Consider the following 25,366-nt stretch of genomic DNA (forward strand, 5'->3'; position numbering starts at 1 on the left):
TCGCCGCATGAAAACACGCGCCCTTGCGACCCTGACCTTCGTTGCGGGTCTCGCCGTGGCCTTGTCTGGGTGCGCTGAGGAGAAGCCCGACCCTCTAGCCGTCACCGACAGCGCGACGATCACGGATATCACCGACAACACGGGCACGGGCTACTACACGGTGGACGCGGCGACTTTGACCACGACCGGGCTCGGCACAGAGCTTGAGCTGGCGTTCACGATCCTGAACAGCAACGGGATCAAGTTCAACCCGGTGTCCACGATCACGTTCTCCGATGGGTCCGTGGTGACGTGTGAAGCCGACGACCTGCGACGTATCCCGTCACTGGTCGACTCCACCGACTCGTGGGACTTCGCGTGTGATGGGTCCTTCCCTGAGGACAGCGACGGCGCGCGCCTGGTCGTAGTCGACAGCTACAACAAGTAGCGCCTCCTCCAGACTGGGAATCGATCGAACGCGACCCCTAGCGTCGTCTCATGGAGCATTCTCGTGTCGCGTTGCCGGAGCCCGAGTACCTGGCGCGGATCGGGGAAATCGCGTACACAGCGTCGTCTAGGAATGGACAATCCTCGGGGACCTCGATCGGTTGCAGGCGACTCTTTCGGCGGGCCTCACGCTCGCAGAGCTGGAACCGTGGGAGACGGCCAGGATCGCTGTGAAACTGAAGGCCCAGGTTCCCAACGTGACCGACGTTCCCACTCGTGACTACCTGACCGCCGTCTACCGAGCGTTGTTCACAGCTAGCGAGATTCGGAACGACGTCCTGCACGCTCGCCCGGCCACCGCACCTGACGGGTCTCAGCGACTCAACCGTGCGGAGATAGTAAATCGGCAGGCTGCGGGGGATCGATTCTGGATCGATGACGAATGGCTCGACGCCGCGATCATTCGACTGAACAACTCGATCGACGACGTGAATAAGACGAGGCCGCCTTTCGTCTGAGCGCAGCTCTCCGCGCAGGCGACTGGCGGGGTAGTCGACACCTGCGTCAACCAGCCGCCTGCCTAGGCTGAGAGTATGTGCGGTCGCTTCGTCGTCAAGGACTCCACGGCGGCTCTGCTGCCGGATCTCGTCTCGGCTGACTTCGGCGGTCTACGCCCGAACTACAACGTGGCGCCGACGTCGCCGGTGACCGTCGTGCGGGAGCGCGACGGGGAGCGGTCGGTGCCGATGGTGCACTGGGGATTCGTGCCGATGTGGGCGAAGGACGTCAAGAAGCAGCGGCCACAGCCGATCAACGCGCGGATCGAAACGGTCGCGAACTCGCCCATGCTCCGGAAGGCGTTCGCGACGTCGCGGGTGCTGATCCCGGCGGCCGGCTACTACGAGTGGACGGTCACGGAGACCGGGAAGCAGCCGCACTTCATCTACGAGCCCGACGCGGCCCTCGCCATGGCGGGCGTCGTCTCGGCGTGGCCGGACCCGTCGAAGGCGAAGGACGACCCGGAGAAGTGGCGGCTGTCGACGGCGATCATCACCCGCGACTCGCATGTGGCGCCGGGTGAGGTCCACGACCGGATGCCGGCGTGCATCACCCCGGACGGGTACGACGACTGGCTCGGCGGACACCTCGACGTCGACGCCCTGATGCAGCTACTCGACCGAGAGTCGTACGCGGTCGCGCACGACCTCGAGCACTACGAGGTGTCCCGCGACGTGAACAGCGTCCGCAACAACGGACCGCACCTGCTCGATCCCCTCCCCGCGGCCCGCTGACGAGTCGGCGGCGCACGGTGTTTGACGTGGGTGGGTGGAGTCCCCTGGTCCTGCTGGTGCTGTTCGGTCCGTACATCGCTGTTGGAGCCGTCGTGCTCTTCGTCGTGCTGGCCGTAGTGGCCGCGGTGCGAGCACGCCGGCGCGGGGACGAGTAGCGGGGATGACTTTCGAACCGTGGGCGCTGCTGCTGATTCTGTTCCTGGATTACTTGCCCTTCGTCGCGGTCGGCTTTGTCGTCCTGTTCGTCGTCGTGGGGTTTGTGATCATCGTTCGCCGTGAGGCGCGGCGCGACGACAGGTAGGGACTGCTAGAAACAAGCGATCACCGCTACCTGCTTGGAGACATCGAATGGCACAGAAGCTCACCCTTATCGATGACCTGGACGGCTCTCCGATCGAGGGTGACGGTGGAACCGTCACCTTCTCGATGGACGGCGCGAACTATGAAATCGATCTGTCGGCGGACAACACTGCCGAGCTGCGCCGCGTGTTCGAGAAGTACGTCGACGCCGGCCGCCGCGTGCGCCGGGACGGCAACGCCGGCTCCTCAGCTCCTGCGCGCTCGAAGAGCCACCCGGAGCGGTTAAAGGCGATCCGGGAGTGGGCGGCGAAGAACGGTCACAACGTCTCCGACCGCGGCCGCATCTCCGCTGAGGTCCAAAAGGCGTACGACGACGCCCACTAGTCCTCTAGGAGGGCCGGCGGGCGGCGCCGTTGGCGTCGAGCTGGCGTTCGACGTCGGCCGTGATTGCCCGGGCGCGCTCAGCCTGCGCGCGCAAGGTCGCGGGGCGGCTGCCACTGGGCCGGCCCTCGAATCGGTCGCTCTCGTCTTCGTTGTCGGCGTCGCTCTCCGCCTGGTGGGCGAAGTCGCGTAGCGCCTGGGTGACGATGTAGTAGTCGTCCTCGTCTGCGAGGTCAAGCAGCACGGGATCGAACGAGGGGGCGGTGTCGTCATCGGTTCGTCCTGTCGGTAGGGGTCCGGGTATCGGGATCTCGTGGACACGTTCACGGGGAGGGGTGACGTCGAGAAGCGCGAGTACGGCTGAACCGCGCGCTGCGCACCCGGAGCGCCATGCTCTGACACGCCTCCTCGTAAGGGAGGATTCCCGGAATGAGCCACTTCTACGACGTCGATATCTACCGCCACGTTGACGAGGAAGACGGCGAGGTGTGGTGGGGCGCTGAAGGTGGTCCCGCAGACGACCTCAGCATGGGTGTGGAGTTCGAGTCCACTTCGGACCTGCAGGGCCTAATCCTCGACATTCAGGACGAGACCAGCGCATACCGGCGGAGGTGGCCCGACCTGCAAGTGCGGTTCTTCGAGGACCGCCGACGGCCTGCGACCGAGTTCCGTGCTGCGCTGCAAGCAGCGGGCATCACCCTGCCCGAGTGGGTCGCTCCCTAGGCGCATGTGTGGCCCGTACGGGACGCAGCCAGCCCAGCGGTCGAAGAAGGAGATTCGCGCAGCGCACAAGGGCAAGTCGATCCGCGCAGTAGGTGGAGGCTTGCCCGGCTTGGGCAAGGATCGATGAGCTGCTGCGGCGAGCTGCGGCACAATGCAGCCGACGCCAATCTGCTCGCGATCCTGGCGCAGAGCGCGGATCGGCGGAGGCCGCCCAATTCACTGGGTAGATGACCCTCGACGACGCGCCCGCTCCTGCTGATTCCGACCTGAGCCTGCGGGCGGTGGTCGTGGCGCCGGCACTGCGACGGGAGGCCGGCGGTTGGGCGTTTCCGATCGCCGCGGCGGGATCTGCTCGGGTCGTTCTCGGAGAGGCTCGCGTGAGCGACGAGCTGATGGAGCGATCGCGATTCCGGGAGCACGAGGTGTGGTGGATCGATGGCCGCGCCGACTTCGCTCCGCGTCCAGGGCGTCGCGTTGGACGGTGATATCGCGCCGGGGTTCTTCTTGCTGCACGCGCGATCCGCGCAGCGGGTCGCGCCGACGCCGCGCGCTTAGGACGGGTGGGGGGGTCCTACGCGCAGCTGCAGGATCCGGTCGCGCAGTTGAGCGGTGATGCTGCGGTCGCCGCGGAGGTATCGGCTGAGCAGCGCTGACGCGTGTTCGTCGGCGAGGCACTGCTCGAGCAGGGCTCGGACGTCGGGGCTGGTGTCGGCGTGGCCGCCGATGTCGTAGCTGGTGAGCATCCACCGCATCGCCTGCGCGTCGCTGACCCTGCCGCCGTCGGGGACGCAGCCGTGCTCGCACGGCATCGCGGCCGATACTCCCCAGAGCCGGCAGATCGTGGGGCGGATCGCGTGGACGCTGCAGCGGCCGGCCCCGAACGTGCGTGACAGCGCCGGGCAGGCGCCGTCGGGGGTTGGGGCATCGAGGTCGACGCCCTTCGCCAGGAGGCGCCGCCGCTCGAGCGCGGATGCGTCGATGTGCTGGTGGCAGGACTTCTCGCACAGGCCCAGGCAGGACAGGGTCGGGAGCTCGGCGTAGAGGTCCTCGAGCCGCTCGAGAGCACGCTCCTCCGCGGTTCGGGCCGTCCGAGATCTCACCGGGGCTTCTCCCCCGCCGGCACCTGCCCAGGCTCGGGCGGCGCCGGGACCCAGCGGTCCCCGTCGAACATCATCAGCGGTGAGCGTCGCCCCCAGAACGCGGCGTGCTCACGCTGGAACACGAGGGCCGCTCCGCGGGTCGGGAAGCTTTGCACGACTCCTTCGGTGAGCACACCCCACGGATCCTGATCACCCATCGCCCGGCCCCCTCTCACACGGCTCTCCCTCACTCCCAGAGTAGGTGCGGCCGCTCCCCTGCACGGAGCCCGCGCGTGCTGTCGTCGGTGCGCTCGCGCCCGTCGCCGATCCTCACGACCGGGAATGGCCGCTCCACTCGGGGTTTCGCGGCATGCTTCCGCAATCGCTCGATATTCTGTAGGAGTAGTAGTAGGAATACTACTATTCCGACCAGAGCGAAAGGACGGCCCTCATGGAGGCATCGATCAAGGACCGCGTCTACGCGGCCGCGGAGAGCATCAGCGCGGAGCGCAACCCGACGGTCGCCTCGGTGCGCTCCGCAGCCGGGGTCAGCAACGCTGACGCGACGCGGTACCTGAAGGAGTGGCGCGAGGAGAAGCAGAACGCCGGCTCCACGATCGCCGCGACTCCCCCGGCCTTCGCGGAGCAGGCGCTGCGCCTCGCCGGCGGACTGTGGGCGGAAGCATCCCGGATGGCCGCGGAGTCCCACGCCGCGCTCGAGCGGGAGTGGCGGGAGCAGACCGCGCACCAGGAGAAGGAGATCGCGGAACTCGGCGACGACCTCGACACGAGCACCGCACAGCACGACGCCGAGCTTCGAGCGCGCGATGAGCGCATCGCGGGCCTCGAGAAGGCCGCCACTGGCAGCGCGGCTGACGCTGCTGAGGCGGTCGCCGCGCTTGCGACGGCGCGGGCCGAGCACGAGCAGGCCCTCTCCGCGCTGCGCGACGAGCTCAGCGAAGCGCGCGGCGCGAACACCGCCCTGACCACCGCCCTGGAAGCCCTTATCGCCAGGATCCCCGACGCCCCGGAGGCGCCGAACACGAAGAGCTGACGGGAGTACTGCGTGGGCCGCTTGGCGACTCCCTCACAGGGAGAGCTCGGCCCGCGGTTTTCCCGAGATCCGCGCCGTCTCGGCACGCACTCGAAGCGCACCGCCTAGCGTTCACCCATGAACACTGAACCCCCGCCCACTGACTGCGACGATCCAGGCGACGAGGAACTCGCCGCCTGGTGGTTCTCCACCATCGCCACCCCGCCGGCTGAGTGTGACCCGACTCCGATGGGAGGTTCCAACTCCTCGTCACCTCTTCCTTAGCGCGTGCAGCGCCAACACCGGCGAGAGCCAATACCCGTGATGACGAGTGAATTATCCTGAAGAAATGGAGAAACCTCGGTTTTCGTGGCTCGTGTACGCGGGGGTAGCTCTTGCTCTCGCGGGCTGGAGCTGTGCGGTCGGCGTGTGGACCGTCGCGACCTGGTGGGAGACATGTACAGCCATCGTCATAGCGGTGTTGATCATCACGCTGGTCTTCGCGGCCGTCCGGTCTTTTCGGACCGTGCCGTCTCGCACCCATCAGAAGTCCTGACTAAGGTTCGACCGGGCCAGATGCCCGCTCACTAGCTCCGCCCTGGCGGGCTCGAAGCAGAGCTCCGATCCGAGATGGCCCGACGTGTTCGCCCAGATCCTGCTCCCAGCCGAACATCTCGACGTCGACCTCAGCGACGAGATCGAGCGGCGCTGTTGGCGTCGAGCTGGCGGTCATGGGTGTGATCGAGAACCGGAACATCCGGGCGGGGAAGACGTACAAGCCGCGTCCCCGCCGCTGACCACCGCTCGAGCGCGGACGGGCTGTTCCGCGCGCGAGACCGGGGGGGGTCGAGGGGGCTCTCCCCCTCGCGGCGAGCCGGCCGTGAGTGACGCTGCAGGAGCCGGTCGTCAGGAGGCGGCGTTGACGTAGGACGCGGCGGCTTCGCGGAGGATCTGGGACCTGCTGACACCGCGGCGCTGGGCGAGCTGACGGACGGCCTGGTCGAGGGGCTTGGTCGAGCGAACCTTCCAGATGGGTCCGGCCTCGTCCTCGGCGTCGAGCCGGGGTCGGCCGCGGGCGATGGTCACGGCCTCGTCCAGGGTGTCGGCGCCGGTCGCGGCGAGCAGCGCGGCGCGGGCGTCCGCGGCGGCGTCGTCGCCGCGGAGCTGGGTGCCGGGGAGGGGTGCGAGCTCGCTGCGCTCTGCGCGCGCGGCGAGGTCGTCGTAGTTGTCCACGTCGTCTCCTTAGGTGAGTAGGTGCCGGTACAGGTCGCTGAGTTCCATGACGTGGAAGACCGTCAGGGTTCGCGGGGGTCGCATCGCGGCGATCACTTCGATGTACCGGTCCGTCTGGGGGTGCGGGTGTCCGACGTAGACCGTCGTCACCTCTCCCGGACGTCCCTCGATCCGTGCCGCGGCTTCCGCGTGGGCCATCGCGTAGAGAGCATCCTCGCGCGGAATCCCGTGCTTGTCTGCGCTCTTCGGCCACTCAACTCCCATGAGTAAATAGTACCACAAAACTAGGGACACGAAAAACGAGCCGACCGGTTCGGGTCGGCCCGCTCGGGCTCGCTCAGAGCATGTAGAGGTGGTATCCGACCGTCACGCCTTCGCTGAGAGGGCCGAAGGTGTCGGCGTAGTCCTGCGTCTCGTGGCTGTTGCTGATGAGGTCGAGCGCGACGCGCTCCTCGTCGGATTCGTCCCTCATCTCGTCGGGCTCGTTCTCCCATTCGCGGAGCACGCGGTGTCCGGCGTCAGTGACGCGGTAGAGCGCCCAGGAGCCGGCGAACGTGCCGAGCGCCTCGCGCTTGAAGACGAGGGCCGTAGCGGTGGGCCAGGCGTGGCGGGCGGCGGCGGTGAGGAGGACGTGGACGGTGGCGCGCAGCGTGCGGGCGTCGCCGGACTCGGCGGCGGTGTTCATGGCGTCTTGCGCGGCGCGCAGCGCGGGGGTGTGTCCCCACACGTCGACGTCGACGGCGGCGGGAGTCGTGGTGGTGGTCATGGCGGGGCCCTTCTGCAGAGTCGGAGGAGGGGGCGGGGACCGGCGACGGCCGGTCCCCGCGGAGGGGGCTAGCTCAGGCCCGCGGCGTCTGCGGCGGTGGTGTCGCCGGTGACGACCTGCTCGACCGGGGAGAGCGGGTATCCCCAGGTCGCGAGCTGGCGGAAGTGAGCGGCGGCGTGCGCGTCGCCGTATCGCCACGCTTCCTTGCTCGTGCGCGACTCCGCGCCGCCGAGGACCACGGCCAGCGCGACCAGTCGCGCCTTCGCCGGGTTCGCCTCCACCAGCGCGGCGAGGGCGTCGGTGCGGAAGCCGGAGGGCCGCTGGATGCCCAGCAGCGTGTGGGCGAGGTCGCTCCCGTCGCTCATCGCGCCCGACACCGAGTAGCGGTGCGCGGTGAGTCCGAGGGCGATGACGCGCTCGGCGTCCTTCGGGAGGGTCTTGCGGGAGAGGAGCGTCGAGATCCACTCGCGGCGCACGGTCTCCGCGGCGATCCACGCGCGGTTGTTCGCGAGGAGGATGCGGCGCTCGGCGGACTTCGCGGCCTTCTCCTCGTCCGTCTCGGGCTCGGCGGGCGCGTTGTAGGCGTAGCTGAATCCGTGAGCGGTGGGGTCCTGGATCGCGTAGGTCACGGTCGGGGTGTCGTCGTAGTAGGTGGTCACGAATGCCGCGCGGGGCTCGATGCTCGCCAGGTGCTCGACGGTGACGCGCTCCCCGTCTGCGGTGCGCAGCGGGTCGATGCGCACCCACGGCGACTCCGGCCCGTCGAGGTCTTCGCGGGAGAGAACGACGAATCCTGCGGCCTCCTGGTTGGCCTCTTCCGCGAGGACCGCGACGCGGCGGGCGCGCGCCTTGCGGTGGCGTTCCGCGGTGTGGGGGAACTGGCTCGGGTCGGTGGTGGCGACGCGGATCAGGTCGGCGCGCACCTCCTCGTCGTCCTCGAATTCGAGGATGACCGCGGCCTGGTCCAGGGTCAGCTCGTGCTCGTGCAGCGCGGTCCGCGCGGCCGCGGATTCCTCGATCGCGAGTCCCGCCTTCACGGTCGCGGCCTTGGTGCCGGTGCGCTTGGCGATCGTCGCGGGCGACAGGCCCTCGAACGACAGCTGCGCCCACGCCGCTGTGCGGTCGGCGGTCGAGAGGTCCGCGCGCTGGTCGTTCTCGATGATCTGCTGCACGATCCGCTCGGCGGTCTTGTCGTCGCCGTCCACGACGTAGACGGGAATCGTCGCGAGGCCGATCTCACGGCTCGCCAGGGTCCGGCGCTGCCCCGCGCGGACGATCACGTTTCCGTGCTCGTCGCGGCGTCCGAGCACGGGCGACAGGATCCCGCTCTGACGGATGGAGTCGATGAACTCCTTCGTCAGCGGGGCGCTGGTGCGGACGTTCTGCTCGATCACGAGGGCGGCCGGGTCGATGTGCTCGATGGTCCCGGTTGCGGTGATGTTCACGATGGTTTCTCCTCAATCAATGTGCGATCATTGAGGCGACAGGTCCCGTGGTTCTAAGCCAACTACGGGGCCTTTGTCGTCTCTTCCTGATCGTTTTTCTTTGCCTCTCCGGCGGGATGAAATCAATTGAGTGGAGTCGGCGGAGTGACGGCTTTCTCGGGCGAAATAAGGGAGCTTGCGACCGCGTCCGAGAGAGACGGCACGTAGCCGACGGAGCGAGATAGATTGAAACCGCGGAGAGGTGAAGAAAACGGGTAAACGGGCCGCGTAGCGGCTCCTGCCGGCGGTGCTCCGTCGCCGCTGCGCGTGCGGAGCTCGCGCCCCGGAACGGGATGCCGGGGAGTGTGAGGGGGTCGCCCCTCACGGGCCGGCCCGAAGGCCGGCCCGTCGCCGCTCAGCTCTCGTCGTCGCTCTCGTCGTCGTCGGCGTCGAGGATCGCGGCGATGCGGTGCACGGTGGTGAGCACGCGCGCCGCGGTTCCGCGGATCACGTCGGCGTCGCAGTTGCTCCACGACGCGACGTAGCCGACGCTGTACGCGCTCGTGTCGAACCCGGCCAGGCCAGCAGTGACGAACGCGACGGACTCGGCTTCGACCTCCATCACTCCGCGGTGCTGCGCGTACTCCTCCAGGTCGTCGACGTGCCCCATCAGCACGTGTGCCGTCTCGTGGATCAGCGTCTTCGCGGCCTGCTCCGGCGCGAGGGTGTCGCAGACGACGACGGTGCAGTCCTCGGGGCGGGCGTACCCGTTGGTGCCCTGCGGGAGGGTGCGGCGCTCGAGCGTCCATCCTTCGGCCTCGAGAGCGGCCGTCAGGGCCTCGATGACGCCGTGGTCCTCGTCCCCGGTGAGCTTCTGCGCGATGTCGCGGGGATCCTCGGCGCCCTCCGAGAGGTCGGTCTGCTCGATCGCGAACACGGACACGAGCGGGTAGTAGGTCTGGACCTTCTGCCCCTTCTCGTCGGTGCTGGTCGTGGTGCCTTCCTCGGCCTCCTCGTCGGCGGCGACCTTGCGCTGAGCGAACCCGAAGATCTTGATCGCCTTCTCGCCCTTGCGCACCTGGCGACCCTTCGCCTGCCACGCGCGGAACCCGGCGACGGCGGAGGCGTCGGGGCGCTGCGCGAGGATCAGCAGGAGGTTGCCCAGGCTGTAGCGGTGGAACGAGGACGCGAACGAGAGGAACCGGCGCCACTGGTCGGAGTCGCGCAGCGCCTCGACCTGCTCGGTGATGCTCTCGTGCAGCGCGGCGGCCTGCTCGCGGCGCTCCTCCGGCGTGGTCCGGGGTGCGCGCTTCTTGGTCGCGGTGGTTTTGCGGGTCTTCGTGGTGGTGGTCACGGTCGGTTCTCCCTCGGTGGGGATCAGCGGGGCGACGTTCTCCGTGGGTCTAAGCCACCTACGGACCTGTCTGGCTGATCGTTTTTCTTTGCCTCTCCGGCGGGGAAAACCGTTTGAGTGGAGGCGGCGCAGTGACGCCGATTGCGGGCGAAATAAGCCCGCAGGGCGCGTCCGGAATCGGTGGCACGAAGCCGCTGGAGCGAAATAGGTTGAAACCGCGGAGAGGTGAAGAAAACGCGGGGAACGGGCCGCATCGCGGCCTCCGATCGGCGGTGCTCTGTCGCCGCTGCGCGAGTGCAGCTCGCGCCCCGGAACGGGATGCCGGGGAGTGTGAGGGGGTCGCCCCTCACGGGCCGATCCGAAGGCCGGCCCGCCGCGCTCGATCTAGCAGTCGCTGAGACAGTCGTAACAGCAGAGGTCGTCGCACCCGGTGCAACCAGGATCGGCTCCGACCTTCACTCTCTGACGGAAGGATCGGCGATGCGCTGGAAACGAGCTCCCGTCGCGCTGCTCGAGGGAGAGCCCGTCGGCGTCCGCGCCGACTCGCGCCGGGTCTGCTGGATCTTGCGGAACGTCGCCGCAGAGCGCTCGATGACTCGCTACATTACGCGAATGATCCTCACTTCACCGGCCTTCTCTCGCCGCGTCTTCGTTGAATCGGCTCTCTCCGTGAGCATCGCCGCCGGGGCCGCGACGCTTCTCGCTCCGTTGGCAGCGGCCGCTGCGGGAGACCCGCTGACGATCACCGACACCGCAGCAGCCCCGGCCGCCGCTCCGACTCCTGTCGTGCTGGGTTCGGCGTATCCCGTGAATCCGACTGCGGGAGGAGCGGCGCGTGCGCTCGCCGTCACCGGGATGATCCAGCCGATCCTGCAGGACGCCGCGACTGGCGCGACCTACGTGGGCTACTACAACGGCGCCGGGAGGCTCACGGTCGCGAAGCGGACGTCAGCGGGCGCGTGGACGTCAGCGCTCCCGAACGATGGGAACGGACCGGTCGTCGTCTCCGCGGGCTCGTCTGACGTCCACAACGGGATCGCGATCTCGCTCGACTCCGCCGGGAACCTGCACGTCGCTGCCGCGATGCACAACTCCGACATGCGCTACTGGCGCACGACCTCCCCCGGAGATCTGAGCTCACTCACCTTCCGCACGGCACTGCCTGCCGCTGCAGGCAAGTACAAGTATCTGGTCGCCCTCGGTAACGAGGCCCTCGTCACCTACCCCGTGTTCTTCCGCGACCAGCCAGGCACTCTCTATCTGATGTTCCGCAACGGGCAGTCCGGCGCGGCGAACACCTATCTCTATCGCTACGACGTGACGACCAGCGCGTGGACCAACACCGTCCCGACAGGTGCGCCACTTCTCGGCGCCGGCGGCACCTCCGGCTTCACCGAGGGGCCGGACAACTACAGCGCATATCCGACCACCCCCGTCTTCCACAACGACCAGTACGGCGGGGCCTACCACCTGGCATGGGTCTGGCGAGGAACAGCGGCATCAGCGGAATCCACCAGCGCAGTCCACTACGCCTGGACGAAGGACTTCACCACCTGGTACCCGATGAACACCTCGCCCTCGACGCCGACAAACGCCGTGATCGCCTCGATGACCTACTCAACGACAGCCACACTGGTGGACTCAACACCGCACGGCGGACTGCTCAATGAGAATGTCCAGGTCGGCTTCGACGCGTCACAGCGGGTATTGCTCACCTACTACAAGGAGAACTCTCTCGGTGAGACGAAGCTGTACACCGCCCGCCCCACGGGCCCCGTCAACACGACGTCGACCGCCTGGCGCATCAGCGACATCACCGCCGTCCCCAACGCCGCGCAGAACGTCACCGGCGACCCCCTCACCTCCGGCAGCACCGTCTACGCCTCGTCCTGGAACGGGACAGCGAACATCAACGGTGCGACTCCGATCTACAACAGCGCACCCATCACCGTGAACCCGAACGGAACAATGACCTGCAGGTACTCCTACAGAACCCCGTCCGGAAATTACCAAGCTCGCCGCATCATCTTCACGAACACCGGAACGAGTGGCGTGAGCTTCCGCTCCAGCGACACCATCGACCCGGACGTGACAACTCCACCCGCGATCACAGCTCGCGACTCCGCCACCGCGTCCTACGACATCAGCACCCGGACGACCAACAGCCACGACTTCACGATCCCCACCAGCGGAGCATGGCCCGCAGGCAGCGCGGGCACCCTCGCACACTGGGTTCTTCGCTGGGAATCCGGGCCCTACAGCGCCAACAACACGTGGGGAACCAACTACCCGGCTACTGGAACCGAGCTTCGGATGTACCTCATCACCGCAGCGTGATGCATCCGCACCTCGTGAGAGGATCGCCCCTCACCTGTCAGCTGCGAAGCCCGGCAGGCTGGGCTGATCGAGTGGCCGAAAGACGAGCGCTGCAACAATCGCGCAGGTCCGCGCAGCGATGCGTGAAGGTCATGTCATCCTGGACGCGCTCCGCGTTGACCTCGGCGCAGAACAGGGATCACTCCCCCAGGTGATCCGCTCCTCCTCGCCCGGACAGCGTCCGAATCAACTCCGGCACGGTCGAACCGAGGCTATGGCGACATCCCACCGGTCGACGGTCAGCACACTCCCCAGAGCCCGGCGCGAGCGGAGCGGGCGGTGTCCTGGGCGGTGCGGAGTTGCCGCTGGTAGCGGTAGTCGGTGTCGTACGTGTACTCGCGGGCGTATCCGCCTGCGACGAGCTCGTAGTTGAGCAGCTGCGCTCCGTCGAGGGTGTCGACGTGCCAGAGGTAGGCGAGGGTGCGCCCGTACCGGTCGACGTCGCCCTGGCTGGGGTCGCGCTCGAGGAACACGTTCGAGTCCTCGGGGAGGGTCTGTGCGGTGAAGGCGGAGGCTTCCGGGCCGTAGCACTGGACGGGCTCGCCGGGGTCGACGGTCTCGGGGGTGTCGACTCCGATCAGGCGTACGGTGAGCTCCTCCCCCGCGTCCGTGAGGACGCGGACGGTGTCGCCGTCGACGACGCGGTCCACGACCGCGGCCTGAGCTGTGTCGGGAACACCGTCGGGGAGTGCGTCAGTTGCTGGGGTCCTCCAGTTGGCGAGGATGCTGATGACGATCGCGGCGACGATGATGACGACCGCCCAGATGGCGGCTGCAGGACGTTCCCGGGGGCCACTCAGACCACGGCTCACGCCTCGACCGCCCCCTGGCGAGTCGGGTTCGCGGAGCTGCGGCGCGGGGGGCGTTGCGCGGCCGCGGTGACGACGGCGGTCGCGCGGGTGAGGTTCGGGCCGATCGCGTCCGCCTCGAGAACCCGCCCGTAGCGCTTGTTCTCTCCCTCTCCCCACGTGTCGGTGCGCTCGTAGCCGACGACGATCACGCCGTCGCCCTTGTGGAGGGACGCGAGGACGTGGGCGCCGAGCTCGAACTTCGCTTCCACGAAGTGCGTGGTCGGGGCCTCGTGCGCGACCCACTCCCCCTGCCGGTACTCTCCGGTGTTCTCGATCACGCGCAGCTTCACGATCGGCACGCGGCCCGCCTGCACAGGCTCGGGGTCGGTGGCGAGGTTCCCGGTGATCGTTCTGGTGCTCATCTGTCGTCTCCTGCTCGTTCGGTTCGTGGGTCGTCCCGTCGACGTCGGCGGGATCTCGTTCGCGGCGTCGGCCGCGGGGGTGTCGGTGGGGGGCGTTTCGATGCCCCAGGACGCCAGAGCGTCGCGTCGGGTGACCTCGATGGGCGGCTCGGACAGCGCCCTGCGCTGTTCGAGCTCGGCGCGGGTCACGGCGACGCTCGGGAGGCGCCGCTCGTCGCCGTAGGCGAGGCGGTAGTACCGATCGGCCTCGTTCTCCGCCCAGTCGACCTCGCCCTGCCTGTCCGAGCGCCCGGCGAGGTACCCGGCCCGGTACTCGTCGCTCGAGGCGTCCGGGCCGCTCACGCTGCGTGCTCCTCGATGAGGTCGGGACGGAACCCCGACCAGTGGTCTTCGTCGCTCGCGACGACCACCGGGGCGGCGAGGTAGCCCAGCTCCTCGGTGATGTACGCGAGCGCCACCGGGTCCGTCGTGACGTCGACGGTGGTGTACTCGATGCCCTTCGCGTCGAGGGCCCGATAGGTCGCGGTGCACTGCACACACGCGGGCTTGGAGTAGACGATCAGAGCCACGGTCCCGCCTCCTCCCGGTAGTCGCCGTGGGCGGCATCGGCGACGAGGTAGGTCGTGACGGCTTCGCTGGTCTGCTGCTCGGTCATCGCTCGGTTCCTTCCTGGGTGTGGTGGGCGTCGCCCTCGTCGTCGGCGGTCGCGTGCTCGGCGATCCACAGGTCCGCGGTCTCGTGTCGTCCGAATGCTCGCAGGAGTCCCGCGATCGCGTCGGCCTCTGCGCAGTTCAGGCGCACGCCCAGATCCGCGGCGGTGTCTGCGCTGAACACGGAGGCGAACTCGGCCAGTGCGTTGCGGAGGTTCGAGTCCTCCGGTGCGGTGGCGGTGATGGAGTCGCTCATGGTGGGTTCCTCTCGTCGTCGGGTCGGTCGGGTCCCGGGCGGTGGTCTTGCCCTGCCCTTCCCCCTCGTTCTTTTGCCGTGATTCTCAATCAGGTTTGTCAAGCCAGCGGGGGTGGTCTGGCTCGCCTGTTCTTCCTTCTCTCCCAGCGTTTTTTTGCCTGGAAGGCACGTAGTGCCGAGCAGAGGCGGAGGCGGGAGCGCAACCCGGAGGGCGGCGGAGGAGAGGTTGTCGGCGCGATGTGAGGGAGCGCAGCGACCGCGTGGCGGGAACCTCGGAGGAGCCGGCCGCGCAGCGGCTTGCGTGGACGCCGCAGGCCCGTACGCTGCCGAAGGCTTCCAGGCAAAAATGCGCGCAGCGCACACCACAGCGCCGACCGAGGTCGGCGTCTGCTTGCTCGCGGAGACTTCCGCCGAGGGGGTTCGATCGGCCAGAGGACGAGCCTCTACTGGGAGGCTGTCTGCTCTTGAGCAGGAGCGCGCCGAGTGGCGTCCGCCTCGTGGCGATACAGCGAAGCCCGATCCCACCTGACGAGGTGGCCCGGATCCTCAGCAGTACGGCCGCGGGTACCGTTCCCTGGCGGTCTGCGTGCTCGTTCGCCTCGGTCTGCGCGGGGATGGAGAGCAGCGCGCTGCCTCGGGCCTTCACGCGAAGGAGCGCGCAACGGATCGTCGCTCTCGCTGAAGCCGCCCGCCGCGCGGATGCTCTCCCAGCGATCTTCTCGCCTCGTTGAACGTCCGCGACTGCTGTGTCGTGTCCTCGGTGGGACCACCTCGGCCCCCGCACTACAGGAGGCATCATGCTCAAGCGAATCGCGACCACTGTGACCACTGCGGCGTTCGCCGCCGTCCTTCTCGCCGGATGCTCGACGGCCGCCGGCTCGGCCGCCTCGTCGGAAGCGCCGGCCGACAGCCCTTCCGCCACCGCCTCCGCCTCCGCTGAGACGGCGGCTCTCACGACGGCGTCCTCGCCGCTGGGCGAGATCATCACGGACGAGGCCGGCTACACCGTCTACACGTTCACGAAGGACACGCAGAACTCGGGCAGCAGCAGCTGCTACGACGAGTGCGCCACGACCTGGCCGGCCGTGTCGGCGTCCAGCACGACCGCCGCGGATGGGATCACCGCAGAGGTCGGCTCGATCACGCGCACCGACGGGACGACCCAGCTGACCGTCGACGGATGGCCGGTCTACCGGTTCGCGAAGGACACCGCACCGGGCCAGGTCAACGGGCAGGGTGTGAAGGACGCCTGGTACGTCCTCCTCCCTGACGGCACGACGAACAAGGAAGCTGCGGGCATGAGCACCTCCACCCCGGCGTCCTGATGCGCCGGCGACCCGTCCCCGCGCGCAGCGAAGCGCATCGCCCGGACGGGTCGCCGGTTCTCGACAGGCAAGGACCGGAAGGGATGACCCGCAGTGATCGGAGCAACCGAGATGACGGAGTGCGCCGTGGCGCTTCGAGGCGGTGAGCACTGTGCCCCGCCCCGTCGATGAGCTCCTGGCGGCGCTATACGAGAGTCACGGCCCGGCGCTGCGGCGCTTCGTGCAGAACCTCACTCGGAACGCGGCGCTGACGGAGGACGTCGTGCAGGAGACGATGGTCCGGGCCTGGCAGCGCCCGCAGGTCCTCGAACGCGACGCCGACGCCGCTCGCGCGTGGCTGTTCACCGTCGCCCGCAACCTCGTCATCGACGACGCCCGCTCCGCTCGGAGCCGACGCGAAGTGCCGGCGAAGGACGAGGACGGCGGCGGCGCCGTCCCCGATCACACCGACGCAGTCCTGGACAGCATCCTCGTCGCCGACGCTCTCGCATCGCTGTCGGTGGAGCATCGTCGGATCGTGGTGGACGCGTACTTCCTCGGACACACCGTCCCCGAGATCGCCCGCCGGCACTCCATCCCCGAGGGAACAGCGAAATCTCGATTGCACTACGGACTGCGCGGACTGCGACTGGCTCTGCAGGAAAGGGGCGTCACCCGATGAACGACCACCACGGAAGCTCTGCGACGGAGGACGAGTACCGCGACTGGGACGCGTCCTACGTCCTCGGCGCTCTCCCCGCGGATCAGCGACTCGAGTACGAGCAGCACCTCAGCGGCTGCGCGGCCTGCCGCGCGGCCGTGGCAGAGCTGGCAGGACTGCCCGGCATCGTCGGTCGGCTCTCCGTCGAGGATGCTCTCGCCATCAGCGCATCGGACGACGGCGAGGACGCGCCGCCCTCCCCGGTGACGCTGCCCGCCATCGCTCACCGTGTCCGGACGCGCCGACGTCGGCGCCGGCTGGTGACGTCCCTCGCCGTCGCGGCCGCCGTCACCGCCTCCGTCTTCGGAGGCGTCGCTCTCGGCACGGGCATCGCGGGTGCTCCCGTGGCGAGCGAGGCGACCCTCGAACCGATGGACCCGATCGCGGACGATCCCGCTCTCGCTGCGGACATCCAGGTCGAGGGGAAGCCGTGGGGCACCCGGCTGGAGTGGAGCTGCACCTACAGTGGTGATGCGCCCGCCGACGCGGAGTACGAACTCGTGATCACCCGCACAGACGGCAGCACGATCACCGTCGCCACCTGGACGGCGGCCGGGCAGCGCGCCGTCGACCTGGCGGCGTCCACGGGCATCGCCCGGTCGGAGATCACCGGCGTCGACATCAGGGTCCGCGGCACGAACTCCCCCCTCGTCCGCACCGACACCTGAGACACCGCCCACCCGCAGGAGACCCCGGCACTGCCCGCGGTGCCGCGGACACAGGACAGGAGCAGACCATGAGCACCGAGACCACACCGCTGCACATCACCCGCGAGGGCCCGAGAAGCTTCATCGGCCGCAACGCGCGAGGAGCCGAGGTCCGCATCGGCGGGTCGGACGCCGACGGCGTGTTCTCGCCCGGCGAGCTGCTGCACCTCGCCCTCGCCGCCTGCGGCATGCTCTCCTCGGACCACCTCCTCGCCAGCCGACTCGGAGCCGACTTCGAAGCGACCACCGACATCACCGCGACCAAGCCCGAGGGTGAGGACCGCTACGACTCCATCACCGCCGTGATCCGCGCCGACCTGTCGGCGCTCGATCCCGAGCGGATCGCCTCACTGTCCGAACGCACCCACCGGGCCGTGGATCGCCAGTGCACCGTCGGCCACACGCTCGAGCACGGCGCGGCGTACACCGTCGACGTCGTGGACGACCCGGCCGCTCCCGTCAGCGGTCCGAGGACGGGGACCGTCTGAGATCAGCGCCTCATCGGTCACGACGACCGGTGCCGACCGAGCCGCGGACGTCTCCCTTCAGTGCCGTCAGTCTGCGATTCGCCGACCGGATCCGAGACGATTCGCGAGGCGGAGCGCGTTCACGGAGCGGAGGTGCTGGTCGGCGCGGTGACGTCCGTTGGCCGGTGAGGGGTGCGGTGCCGCGAGTACGGGGACGACACGGGGATCATCGTGCAGGGTCAGATAGCGCATGACCCCGTCGAGCGCCACGGTCCCGTAGGTGACGACGGCGCCGAGCGCGGGCAGCAGCTCCAGCAGCTCACCGAGCGCGAGCCGACCCTCCTCGATGTCCGCGGGGCGGACGCGGCCAGGGATCTCCCACGGGATGAGGTTCCATCGGAGGTAGTGGTCGCGGGAGAGTCCGGACTCGATTCGGGCCGCCCGGAACGCGGCGGCGGTGGGCCCGAGGTTGTCCTCGCTGCAGACGGCAGCGGATCCCGCGGCGATCGTCCGAGGGCCGGGTGACTGCATCAGCACCAGGACGCGACTGGCGGTGCCGCCGGAGCAGGGATCGAAGCCCGGAACGAAGCGTCCGGTCGCGTCCGCGGTACTCCGCCAGGTCTCGGCGAGGGCGTTCAGGCTTCGGACATCCACGATGGTCCTCGATCCCGGTCAGGCCGGCCGCGGTGGTGCGAGCAGGGTTCCGCGGATCACGGAACCGTGGAACGTGCGGGCGGCGACGATGATCCACGCGGCGACCAGGCCGACGTAGTAGAGCACCGCGAGGCCGGCGACAACCGTGAGACCGGAGTGCAGGGCGAGGCCGTTCAGTCCGGTGACGCAGGTGCCGACGGGGAACGTGAACGACCACCACGTCAGGCTGAACGGCAGGTGCTCCTTCGCGGTGCGGAGGGTGATCGCGAGGGCGATGACGGTCCAGAGCAGTGCGAAGCCGAGCATCGCGAAGCCGTACACCAGAGCCACGACCAGCAGCGCACGCGCCATGCCGGCGTCCACGACGGTGGGCGCGTTCGAGGCGAGCAGATTCACGGCGGTGATCGACTGTCCGACCGGACCGAGGACGATCCACAGCGTCGGCACCATCCCCGCCGCTCCGACCTTGTGCTGCGCGAGCCGGTTCCAGATCAGGGTGATCACCACCAGCGACGCGACCAGGCTGAGGCCGAAGAAGCCGTAGCAGGACCACAGGAGCGTCTCCCGCGCTTGCCCGGCGGGCGCGTACGGCAGCAGCAGTGCGCCGGTGGAAGCGGACACCATCGGCGGAACGATCGGCATCAGCCAGCCGCCGAACGCCGAATCGGGCTTGTTCTCATGCCGGGTGAACGCGAGGTAGGGCACCAGGACCGCCGTCACCAGCCCGCCGAGAGTCCCCGCACCCCAGAGCACCCAGTCGATGGTGACAGCGGCCGGCAGGCCGATCCAGTCCTTGCCGAGGAGGAGGGTTCCCGCGCCGACAGTGAGGAACGCCATGGGCGGCGCGCCGTAGAAGTGCGAGAGCACGGGATTCAGGTGGTGCCTCACCGCTGTACCGCGGTAGCGGACCCAGTGCAGCCCGGTCGCGACCGTCAGCGCGACGAGCAGCAGCGCGGCGATCGCCCAGACGACGGTGGCCCCGGTGCGGAGTCCGGGGAACTGGAGTGGCAGGGACGCGGCGGCGACCGCGACGATGCCGGTGCCCATGATCGACGCGAACCAGTTCGGCGTCAGGTTCGACACGATCAGTCCCGGATGCTCCAACTCCCGGAACAAGCGCCTCGACCGCGGAGGATGCCCGATCGAGGAAGATGCGCGGGCGGGGGAGAAAGTTGTCATGCCTCCAGCCTGAGCATCGCCGGCACCAGCCGATACAGCGATCGTCTTGGCGGGGCACAATGAGTGCTTGTGGCGACGCGGCGATTGACGGACCGGATCCTGGATCTCGACACGCTGGAGGTGCTCGAGCGCATCGCCGAGGCGGGCTCGCTCTCCCGCGCTGCCGAAGACCTCGGCGTCACCCAGCAGGCCGTCTCGGCGCGTCTGCGGGTCGCGGAGCGCGCCATCGGGCAGCCGCTCGTGCGCCGCTCTCCGACCGGGTCCCTGATGACCGACGCGGGCCGGCTCGTGCTCGAGCTGGCCGGCCCGGTCCTCGAGGCGTCCCGCCGCCTCGAGGCGGGCGCGGCAGCACTGCGACAGCCGACCGGCTCACTGGTTCTCGCGGCGTCGCAGACCATCGCCGAACTGCTGCTCCCACGCTGGCTCCTCGAATTCCGACAGCGCACACCCGAGGTGAGTGTGCAGCTGATCGCCGGCAATTCAGCCACGGTCACAGAGCTCGTGAGATCCGGTGCCGCGCAACTCGGATTCGTCGAGACACCAGCGTCCACGGCCACGCTCTCCTCTGACGTGGTCACGGAGGACGAACTCGCTGTCGTCGTGGCACCCGACCACCCCTGGGCACGCGCGGCGAGTATCAGCGCCGAGGACTTGGCCGGCACCGCACTGCTGACACGAGAGGAAGGCTCCGGCACCCGGACGACCCTCGAAGCATGGCTCCACGACGCCGGGCTCGCACTCACGACTCCCGCCGCGATCCTTGAAACGACGGCGATCATCCGAGCGAACGCCCGCGCCGGCATCGCGCCCGCAGTCATGAGCATCCTCACCGTCGAAACAGATCTCGCCGCGCGCTCACTGATACGAGTGCCCCTCCGCGGACCAGCACTCGTGCGACCCCTCCGCGCCATCTGGTCCGATCGCATCGGGTCGTCCGCGGCGGCGTTCCTGGAGATCGCGCACGAGATGCGCTGACCGGTGCACGGCTCGTCGCAACGCCGATCACGCCAGCGGCCGTGTCTGCTCGAGCTGGAAGGCGGTTTTCCGCCTTAGCAACCGGAGGGCGCAGTGCAACCCGCAGGGCGAGGGGGGAGAGAGTTTCGGCGCGAAATAAGGGAGCGCAGCGACCGCGTGCTGAAAGTCTCGGAGGAGTCGGTGGCGCAGCCACTTGAACGGAGCCCGTAGGTAGCTACGACCGCAGCGAAGCGGAGGGAGCCGCCGAAGGCTTCACGGCAAAAAAGGGTGTGAGCCCGCAGGGCGACCAACGGCGGCCGGCGCAGCCGGTCGACCTCCGGGCGTCGCTCCGTCGACGCTGCGCGGGCGGAGCTCGCGCCCCGCCGCCGGCGGAACATCGGGGAGTGTGAGGGGGTCGCCCCTCACGGGCCGGCCCGGTCCGGGGCGGCCCGCGCCCGCGCTCAGAGGGTGAGGGTGTGCAGGATCAGGACGGTGGAGCCGATGGGCTTTCCGAAGTCGGTGTAGTCGAGGGTTTCGCGGCGGTTGCTGATGAGGTCCAGGGCCACCAGCTCCTCCTCGGACTCATCGCTCATGCCGCCCGGGTCGTCCTCCCACTCGCGGAGGGTCTGACGATCGGCGTCGAGGACTCTCCACAGCCCCCAGACGTGGGCGACGGGGCCGGTCGTCTCGTACTTGAACACGAGGGCGGTAGCGGTGGGCCAGGCGTGCGCGGCCGCGGCGACGATCAGCGCTCGCGCGGCCGCCGCGATCGCGTCGAGGTCGCCGGTCGCGGTGGCGGCGGCGACGGCGGCTTGCGCATCGCGCAGCGCCGGGGTGTGTCCCCACACGTCGACGTCGACGGCGGGTGTCGTGGTGGTGGTCATGGCGGGCCTTTCTGCAGGAGTCGGGAGCGGGGGTGCGGGGACCGGCGCCGGGGTGCTCTCGCCCGTGACGACCTGCTCGACCGGGGAGAGCGCGTACCCCCACGCAGCGAGCTGGCGGAAGTGGGCGGCGGCGCGCTCGTCGCCGCGTCGCCACGACTCCTTGCTCGTGTTCGCCTCCTGACCTCCGAGCACGACGGCCAGCGCGACCAGCCGGGCCTTCGCCGGGTTCGCCTCGACCAGCGCGGCGAGAGCGTCGGTGCGGTAGCCGGAGGGGCGGTCGATGCCGAGCAGCGTGTGGGCGAGGTCGCTGCCGTTGCTCATCCCCGACGACACCGCAAACCGGTGCGCGGTGAGCCCGAGAGCGATCACCCGATCCGCATCCTTCGGAAGCGTCTTGCGGCTGAGGAACGTGGCGATCCACTGGCGGCGGACCGTCTCGGCGGCAGTCCACGCCTTGTTGTTGGCGATGCGCACCTTCCGCTCGGCGGACTTCTCGACGCGCTCCTCCTCCGCCTCCTCGGGGGTGAGCGCCGCGGCGGGCACGTCGCCGCGGTAGGCGTAGGTGAATCCGGCCTCCGTGGGCTCCTGCACGAAGTGGGTCACGTCGATGTCGCCGTTCCAGCGGGTGTCGATGAGAGCCCCGCGAACCGGGATCGCGGCGATGTGCTCGGCGGTGACCTGCTCCCCGTCGGCGGTGCGGAGCTTGCGGAGGGCGACCCACGGGCTGCCCTCGCCGTAGGCGTCGGAGCGGGTGAGCACCTGGAAGCCGTTCGCGATCTGCTCCTGCTCGACGGCGGCGAGGCGTGCCTTCTCCGCGGCGTCCTCGCGGAGGCTCTGCGCGGTGTGCTCGAACTGGGTCGGGTCGTTGGTCGCGACCTCGATCAGGTGGGCGCGGGCGTCGGCGTCGTCCTCGAACTCCAACAGCACCGCGGCCTGGTCGAGAGTCAGCTCGTGCTCGTGGAGAACGGACGTGACGGTCGCGGACTCCGCGACGGCGAGGCCCTTCTTCACCGCGTCGGTCTTGGTTCCGGTGCGCTTGGCGATCTGCGAGGCGGTGATGCCCTCGAACGCGAGCTGCGCCCAGGCGGCGGTGCGATCCGCGGTGCTGAGTTCGGCGCGCTGGTCGTTCTCGATGATCTGCTGAATGATCCGGTCCGCGGTGGTGTCGTCGCCCTCCACGACGTAGACGGGGACCGTGGCGACTCCGGCCTCGCGTGCGGCGAGGGTGCGGCGCTGGCCTGCGCGGACGATGACGTTTCCGTGCTCGTCGCGGCGGGCAAGGATCGGGGTGATGACGCCGTTCTCGCGGATCGACGCGACGAAATCGCGTGTCACGGGGGCGCTGGTGCGCACGTTCGCCTCGATGACGAGGGTGGTCGGGTCGATGTGCTGAACGGTCCCGGTTCCGGTGGTGATAGTCACGATGGTTTCTCCTTGATCGGTGTGCGACCATTGAGGCGACGGGTCCCGTGGTGCTTCATTCACTACGGGGCTTTTGTCGTCTTCCTGATCGTTTTTCTTTGCCTCTCCGGCGAGTGAAAACCAATTGAGTGGAGTCGGCGGAGTGACGCCGATCACGGGCGAAATAAGCCCGCAGGGCGCGTCCGGGATCGGTGGCACGTAGCCGATGGAGCGAGATAGGTTGAAACCGCGGAGAGGTGAAGAAAACGGGGAATCCTGCCGCGTAGCGGCACCTCACCGGCGGTGCTCCGTCACCGCTGCGCGGGCGGAGCTCGCGCCCCGCCGAAGGTGGAACACCGGGGAGCGCGAGGGGGTCGCCCCTCGTGGCCGGCCCGAAGGCCGGCCCCTCCCCCGCTGGGTCAGTTCCAGCTCTCGGTCCAACCCTCGGGCGGGACGACGGCGTGCGGCTCGCCTGCGGCGTGGAGGTAGTACAGGGTGCTGCTGTAGTCGTCGTCTCCGCGGGTCATGCTCATCTGCTGGTGCTCGGCGTCCGTCTCGGCGGTGCTCCACCTGGTCGACACGTCCACGGCGTACAGGTCGCCGGAGTCGGTGACGAGCTGGCCGCATGCGGGGCAGCGCAGCGCGGGGTATGTCTCCCCGTCATCGGTCACCGTCTCGACGGTGAGGACGGGGGCCGCGGCCCACACCTGCTGGTGCAAGCTCTCGATCGTGGCGAGCATCGCGTCTGCGGTCGGGACGGGCGACAGGAACGCGATCAGCGCGGCCGCGTAGTCGCTTCCGTCGTCGGTGACGGGGAACCCGCCCGGGCATCCCTCCCCGGGCAGGGTCAGGGTGTTGCGGACGTGCGCGAGGATCTCGGCGTCCGTGGCGGCGGCGTCCTCGTCGGACTCCGCGCGGCGGGTGGTGAGGATGAGGGCGAGCTGTTCGGCGCTCGCGCGGCCGGTATCAGTGCGAGTCATGGTCAGGTCCTCTCAGCGGCTCAGGAACGGGGCGACGCGGCGGATCGCTGCGCGGCGAGCGTGGGTGACGCAGTGGCGGAACGAGCCGCTGGTGATGCCGTGCAGCTGGTCGGAGTGCCACGCCTCCCAGACGCCGGAGGGACGACGGGTGACGAGCACGGAGGGCGTCGTCTTGGGGTCGGTGCCCACGACGCGGATGCTGACCGCGCGAGTGTTGGCGAGCGTGAGATAGGTCTTGGCCGTGGTCTGCAAGTCGGTGGCGGTCTGCATGGTGTGGGTGCTCCCTCTGGCTGATCGTTTTTCTTTGCCTCTCCGGCGGGGAAAACCGTTTGAGTGGAGGCGGCGCAGTGACGCTGATAGCGGGCGAAATAAGCCCGCAGGGCGCGTCCGATAGCGGCGGCACGGAGCCGATGGAGCGAAATAGGTTGAAACCGCGGAGAGGTGAAGAAAACGCGGAGAATGGGCCGCATCGCGGCCTCCGATCGGCGGTGCTCCGTCGCCGCTGCGCGAGTGCAGCTCGCGCCCCGGAACGGGACATCCGGGGAGTGTGAGGGGGTCGCCCCTCACGGGCCGGCCCGGGGGCCGGCCCTCGCCTGCTCAGCTCGCGGCGGCCGTCTCGGCGGCTGCCTTCTCGGCGGCCGCGGCGCGGGCTGTCTCGACCTCGGCGGCGGTGTGGTGTCCCTGCACGTCGGCGTAGTTGACCTTGTAGGGGCGGGTTCCGTCGTTCCAGTCGAGCGCGACGGTCACGCTCTTGGGGTTCACGCGGGTCACGACGTGCCAGCCGAAACGGTGCTTGATCATGTCGCCCTTGGCGATCGTGTCGCGGCTGTGGATCGTGACTTCCCCGGCGGCGGCCTGCGCCTCGCGGACGGCGGTCCAGTAGGCGTGCTCGTCCTCGAGCTGCGCGCGCTGGGTGATCAGCCGCTCCCGGTAGGCGCCGGTCGCGGGCGCGGTCGTCTCGATGTAGCCACCGCCGAAGTTGTGGGAGCTGCCCTCGATCTTCCGCGTGTAACCGCGAATCTCGGTGTCGAGGCGGTCGATGCGGCGGGCGACCATTCCGGGGGCGTAGCGGTGTTCGGTGGTGTGGGCGGCGACGTCGGCGCGGGCGCGGGCGCGGGTGGCCTCGCGGTCGGCCTCGACGCTGCGGCCCATCGCGTTGTGGGCCTTCTCGATCGCGTTGCGGTGCCGCGTCTCGGAGTGGTGGCCGATCTTGATCGGCTCGCCACCCTCGGGGAGTCGGTCGAACGCGCGGCGCGCGGCCGCGTCGGCGGTGTCGGCGTCCGCGGCCCGCCGGTCGGCCTTCGCGTCGAGCGCGTCGACCCGGGCGGCCTGGCGCTCGAGGGTCGCCGCCTCCGCCTCGATGGTCGGGCGGAACGTCTCTTCGGCCTCGATGGTGACCTCGTGTCCGGCGTCGCGCAGGGCGGTCGCGGCGCGGTTGATGGTCCACCACTTCGGGAGGCGGTCGCGGGACTGCGGGATGTACCAGGCGCCGATGGAGCGGCCCCAGCGCCAGCCGGTCGCCTTGAGGATCTCGGCGGTGCCGTCGCCGCGGCTGGTGCCCTCGATGAGGGTTCCGGCTTCGGGGGTGTGGGTGATGGTGAGCATGTCG

The 25,366-nt window shown here is 69.2% G+C and carries 31 protein-coding genes; 14 read left to right on the top strand and 17 right to left on the bottom strand.

Annotation, left to right across the window (positions count from 1 at the left end):
* The first annotated feature begins 7 nt into the window (after nt 1-7).
* The 5 genes from ASF48_RS17275 (at nt 8) to ASF48_RS17290 (ending at nt 2,402) form a co-directional block, all read left to right on the top strand.
* The gene (locus tag ASF48_RS17275) at nt 8-427 is read left to right on the top strand and encodes a hypothetical protein (RefSeq protein ID WP_055794391.1); all 420 of its coding nucleotides are present in this window, start codon (nt 8-10) and stop codon (nt 425-427) included.
* 229 nt (nt 428-656) lie between these two features.
* A complete protein-coding gene (locus tag ASF48_RS17280; protein WP_157603222.1) occupies nt 657-944 on the top strand; it encodes a hypothetical protein in 288 nt (95 codons plus the stop codon).
* Nucleotides 945-1,019: 75 nt separating this feature from the next.
* Entirely contained in the window at nt 1,020-1,718 is a 699-nt protein-coding gene (locus ASF48_RS17285) for an SOS response-associated peptidase (RefSeq protein ID WP_055794395.1), read from the top strand.
* A gap of 160 nt (nt 1,719-1,878) precedes the next feature.
* Nucleotides 1,879-2,019 (top strand): hypothetical protein, encoded by a 141-nt coding sequence (locus ASF48_RS19520; protein ID WP_157603223.1) that lies wholly within the window; start codon nt 1,879-1,881, stop codon nt 2,017-2,019.
* Nucleotides 2,020-2,066: 47 nt separating this feature from the next.
* Nucleotides 2,067-2,402: a histone-like nucleoid-structuring protein Lsr2 gene (locus ASF48_RS17290; RefSeq protein WP_055794397.1), complete on the top strand. Its 336-nt coding sequence runs from the start codon at nt 2,067-2,069 to the stop codon at nt 2,400-2,402.
* Between the two features lie 4 nt (nt 2,403-2,406).
* Here ASF48_RS17290 and ASF48_RS17295 read toward each other — a convergent pair whose 3' ends face one another.
* Nucleotides 2,407-2,643: a hypothetical protein gene (locus ASF48_RS17295; RefSeq protein WP_055794399.1), complete on the bottom strand. Its 237-nt coding sequence runs from the start codon at nt 2,641-2,643 to the stop codon at nt 2,407-2,409.
* A gap of 185 nt (nt 2,644-2,828) precedes the next feature.
* Here ASF48_RS17295 and ASF48_RS17300 point away from each other — a divergent pair, with 185 nt between their 5' ends.
* Both ASF48_RS17300 and ASF48_RS19525 read left to right on the top strand, forming a co-directional pair.
* Entirely contained in the window at nt 2,829-3,122 is a 294-nt protein-coding gene (locus ASF48_RS17300) for a hypothetical protein (protein ID WP_055794401.1), read from the top strand.
* 227 nt (nt 3,123-3,349) lie between these two features.
* On the top strand, nt 3,350-3,607 hold the full coding sequence (locus ASF48_RS19525) for a hypothetical protein (RefSeq protein WP_157603224.1): 258 nt from the start codon (nt 3,350-3,352) through the stop codon (nt 3,605-3,607).
* A 66-nt stretch (nt 3,608-3,673) separates the two neighbouring features.
* On the opposite strand, the gene ASF48_RS17305 is transcribed toward ASF48_RS19525, so the two are convergent.
* On the bottom strand, nt 3,674-4,222 hold the full coding sequence (locus ASF48_RS17305) for a YkgJ family cysteine cluster protein (protein WP_055794403.1): 549 nt from the start codon (nt 4,220-4,222) through the stop codon (nt 3,674-3,676).
* Nucleotides 4,223-4,652: 430 nt separating this feature from the next.
* On the opposite strand from ASF48_RS17305, the gene ASF48_RS17310 reads away from it, so the two are divergent.
* Nucleotides 4,653-5,255, top strand: coding sequence for a DNA-binding protein (locus ASF48_RS17310; protein ID WP_055794405.1), 603 nt, complete (start codon nt 4,653-4,655; stop codon nt 5,253-5,255).
* Nucleotides 5,256-6,140: 885 nt separating this feature from the next.
* Here ASF48_RS17310 and ASF48_RS17320 read toward each other — a convergent pair.
* The 5 genes from ASF48_RS17320 to ASF48_RS17340 all read right to left on the bottom strand — a co-directional run bounded on the left by ASF48_RS17320 (nt 6,141) and on the right by ASF48_RS17340 (nt 10,011).
* On the bottom strand, nt 6,141-6,467 hold the full coding sequence (locus ASF48_RS17320; RefSeq protein ID WP_055794409.1) for a ribbon-helix-helix protein, CopG family: 327 nt from the start codon (nt 6,465-6,467) through the stop codon (nt 6,141-6,143).
* Nucleotides 6,468-6,476: 9 nt separating this feature from the next.
* Entirely contained in the window at nt 6,477-6,731 is a 255-nt protein-coding gene (locus tag ASF48_RS17325) for a hypothetical protein (RefSeq protein ID WP_200931046.1), read from the bottom strand.
* A gap of 73 nt (nt 6,732-6,804) precedes the next feature.
* Nucleotides 6,805-7,233, bottom strand: a complete 429-nt coding sequence (locus ASF48_RS17330; protein ID WP_055794411.1) for a hypothetical protein — start codon at nt 7,231-7,233, stop codon at nt 6,805-6,807.
* Nucleotides 7,234-7,301: 68 nt separating this feature from the next.
* Nucleotides 7,302-8,678: a ParB/RepB/Spo0J family partition protein gene (locus tag ASF48_RS17335; RefSeq protein ID WP_055794413.1), complete on the bottom strand. Its 1,377-nt coding sequence runs from the start codon at nt 8,676-8,678 to the stop codon at nt 7,302-7,304.
* 394 nt (nt 8,679-9,072) lie between these two features.
* On the bottom strand, nt 9,073-10,011 hold the full coding sequence (locus ASF48_RS17340) for an ArdC family protein (RefSeq protein WP_055794415.1): 939 nt from the start codon (nt 10,009-10,011) through the stop codon (nt 9,073-9,075).
* A gap of 669 nt (nt 10,012-10,680) precedes the next feature.
* Here ASF48_RS17340 and ASF48_RS17345 point away from each other — a divergent pair.
* Nucleotides 10,681-12,348 (top strand): BNR-4 repeat-containing protein, encoded by a 1,668-nt coding sequence (locus ASF48_RS17345; protein ID WP_162238048.1) that lies wholly within the window; start codon nt 10,681-10,683, stop codon nt 12,346-12,348.
* 278 nt (nt 12,349-12,626) lie between these two features.
* On the opposite strand, the gene ASF48_RS19535 is transcribed toward ASF48_RS17345, so the two are convergent.
* The 4 genes from ASF48_RS19535 to ASF48_RS17365 form a co-directional block, all read right to left on the bottom strand.
* Entirely contained in the window at nt 12,627-13,199 is a 573-nt protein-coding gene (locus ASF48_RS19535; RefSeq protein WP_157603227.1) for a thermonuclease family protein, read from the bottom strand.
* Nucleotides 13,196-13,942: a single-stranded DNA-binding protein gene (locus ASF48_RS19540; protein WP_055794420.1), complete on the bottom strand. Its 747-nt coding sequence runs from the start codon at nt 13,940-13,942 to the stop codon at nt 13,196-13,198. Before ASF48_RS19540 ends, ASF48_RS19535 begins: the two co-directional genes overlap by 4 nt.
* Complete coding sequence (gene nrdH, locus ASF48_RS17360; RefSeq protein ID WP_055794422.1) at nt 13,939-14,169, bottom strand: glutaredoxin-like protein NrdH; 231 nt, start codon at nt 14,167-14,169, stop codon at nt 13,939-13,941. Before nrdH ends, ASF48_RS19540 begins: the two co-directional genes overlap by 4 nt.
* An 82-nt stretch (nt 14,170-14,251) precedes the next feature.
* Nucleotides 14,252-14,506: a hypothetical protein gene (locus ASF48_RS17365; protein ID WP_055794424.1), complete on the bottom strand. Its 255-nt coding sequence runs from the start codon at nt 14,504-14,506 to the stop codon at nt 14,252-14,254.
* Between the two features lie 797 nt (nt 14,507-15,303).
* Here ASF48_RS17365 and ASF48_RS17370 point away from each other — a divergent pair.
* The 4 genes from ASF48_RS17370 to ASF48_RS17385 all read left to right on the top strand — a co-directional run bounded on the left by ASF48_RS17370 (nt 15,304) and on the right by ASF48_RS17385 (nt 17,726).
* Complete coding sequence (locus tag ASF48_RS17370; protein WP_055794425.1) at nt 15,304-15,831, top strand: COG4315 family predicted lipoprotein; 528 nt, start codon at nt 15,304-15,306, stop codon at nt 15,829-15,831.
* A gap of 151 nt (nt 15,832-15,982) precedes the next feature.
* Nucleotides 15,983-16,492 (top strand): sigma-70 family RNA polymerase sigma factor, encoded by a 510-nt coding sequence (locus ASF48_RS17375; protein WP_055794427.1) that lies wholly within the window; start codon nt 15,983-15,985, stop codon nt 16,490-16,492.
* Nucleotides 16,489-17,199 (top strand): anti-sigma factor family protein, encoded by a 711-nt coding sequence (locus ASF48_RS17380; RefSeq protein WP_055794430.1) that lies wholly within the window; start codon nt 16,489-16,491, stop codon nt 17,197-17,199. Before ASF48_RS17375 ends, ASF48_RS17380 begins: the two co-directional genes overlap by 4 nt.
* Nucleotides 17,200-17,267: 68 nt before the next feature.
* On the top strand, nt 17,268-17,726 hold the full coding sequence (locus ASF48_RS17385) for an OsmC family protein (protein ID WP_055794432.1): 459 nt from the start codon (nt 17,268-17,270) through the stop codon (nt 17,724-17,726).
* 66 nt (nt 17,727-17,792) lie between these two features.
* On the opposite strand, the gene ASF48_RS17390 is transcribed toward ASF48_RS17385, so the two are convergent.
* Together ASF48_RS17390 and ASF48_RS17395 are read right to left on the bottom strand one after the other, a co-directional pair.
* Nucleotides 17,793-18,359, bottom strand: coding sequence for a uracil-DNA glycosylase family protein (locus tag ASF48_RS17390; RefSeq protein WP_235576811.1), 567 nt, complete (start codon nt 18,357-18,359; stop codon nt 17,793-17,795).
* Nucleotides 18,360-18,377: 18 nt separating this feature from the next.
* A complete protein-coding gene (locus tag ASF48_RS17395; RefSeq protein ID WP_020624523.1) occupies nt 18,378-19,442 on the bottom strand; it encodes a TDT family transporter in 1,065 nt (354 codons plus the stop codon).
* Between the two features lie 165 nt (nt 19,443-19,607).
* Between ASF48_RS17395 and ASF48_RS17400 the strand changes: the two genes are divergently transcribed.
* Entirely contained in the window at nt 19,608-20,513 is a 906-nt protein-coding gene (locus ASF48_RS17400; protein WP_020624524.1) for a LysR family transcriptional regulator, read from the top strand.
* A gap of 440 nt (nt 20,514-20,953) precedes the next feature.
* On the opposite strand, the gene ASF48_RS17405 is transcribed toward ASF48_RS17400, so the two are convergent.
* The 4 genes from ASF48_RS17405 to ASF48_RS17420 form a co-directional block, all read right to left on the bottom strand.
* The gene (locus ASF48_RS17405) at nt 20,954-22,798 is read right to left on the bottom strand and encodes a ParB/RepB/Spo0J family partition protein (RefSeq protein WP_055794435.1); all 1,845 of its coding nucleotides are present in this window, start codon (nt 22,796-22,798) and stop codon (nt 20,954-20,956) included.
* A 398-nt stretch (nt 22,799-23,196) separates the two neighbouring features.
* Entirely contained in the window at nt 23,197-23,757 is a 561-nt protein-coding gene (locus tag ASF48_RS17410; RefSeq protein WP_055794437.1) for a hypothetical protein, read from the bottom strand.
* 12 nt (nt 23,758-23,769) lie between these two features.
* Entirely contained in the window at nt 23,770-24,027 is a 258-nt protein-coding gene (locus tag ASF48_RS17415; protein WP_055794438.1) for a hypothetical protein, read from the bottom strand.
* 327 nt (nt 24,028-24,354) lie between these two features.
* Nucleotides 24,355-25,362, bottom strand: coding sequence for a DUF3560 domain-containing protein (locus tag ASF48_RS17420; RefSeq protein ID WP_055794440.1), 1,008 nt, complete (start codon nt 25,360-25,362; stop codon nt 24,355-24,357).
* Nucleotides 25,363-25,366 lie beyond the last annotated feature (4 nt).

This window comes from Rathayibacter sp. Leaf299 (genome assembly GCF_001423055.1).
GTDB lineage: Bacteria > Actinomycetota > Actinomycetes > Actinomycetales > Microbacteriaceae > Rathayibacter > Rathayibacter caricis.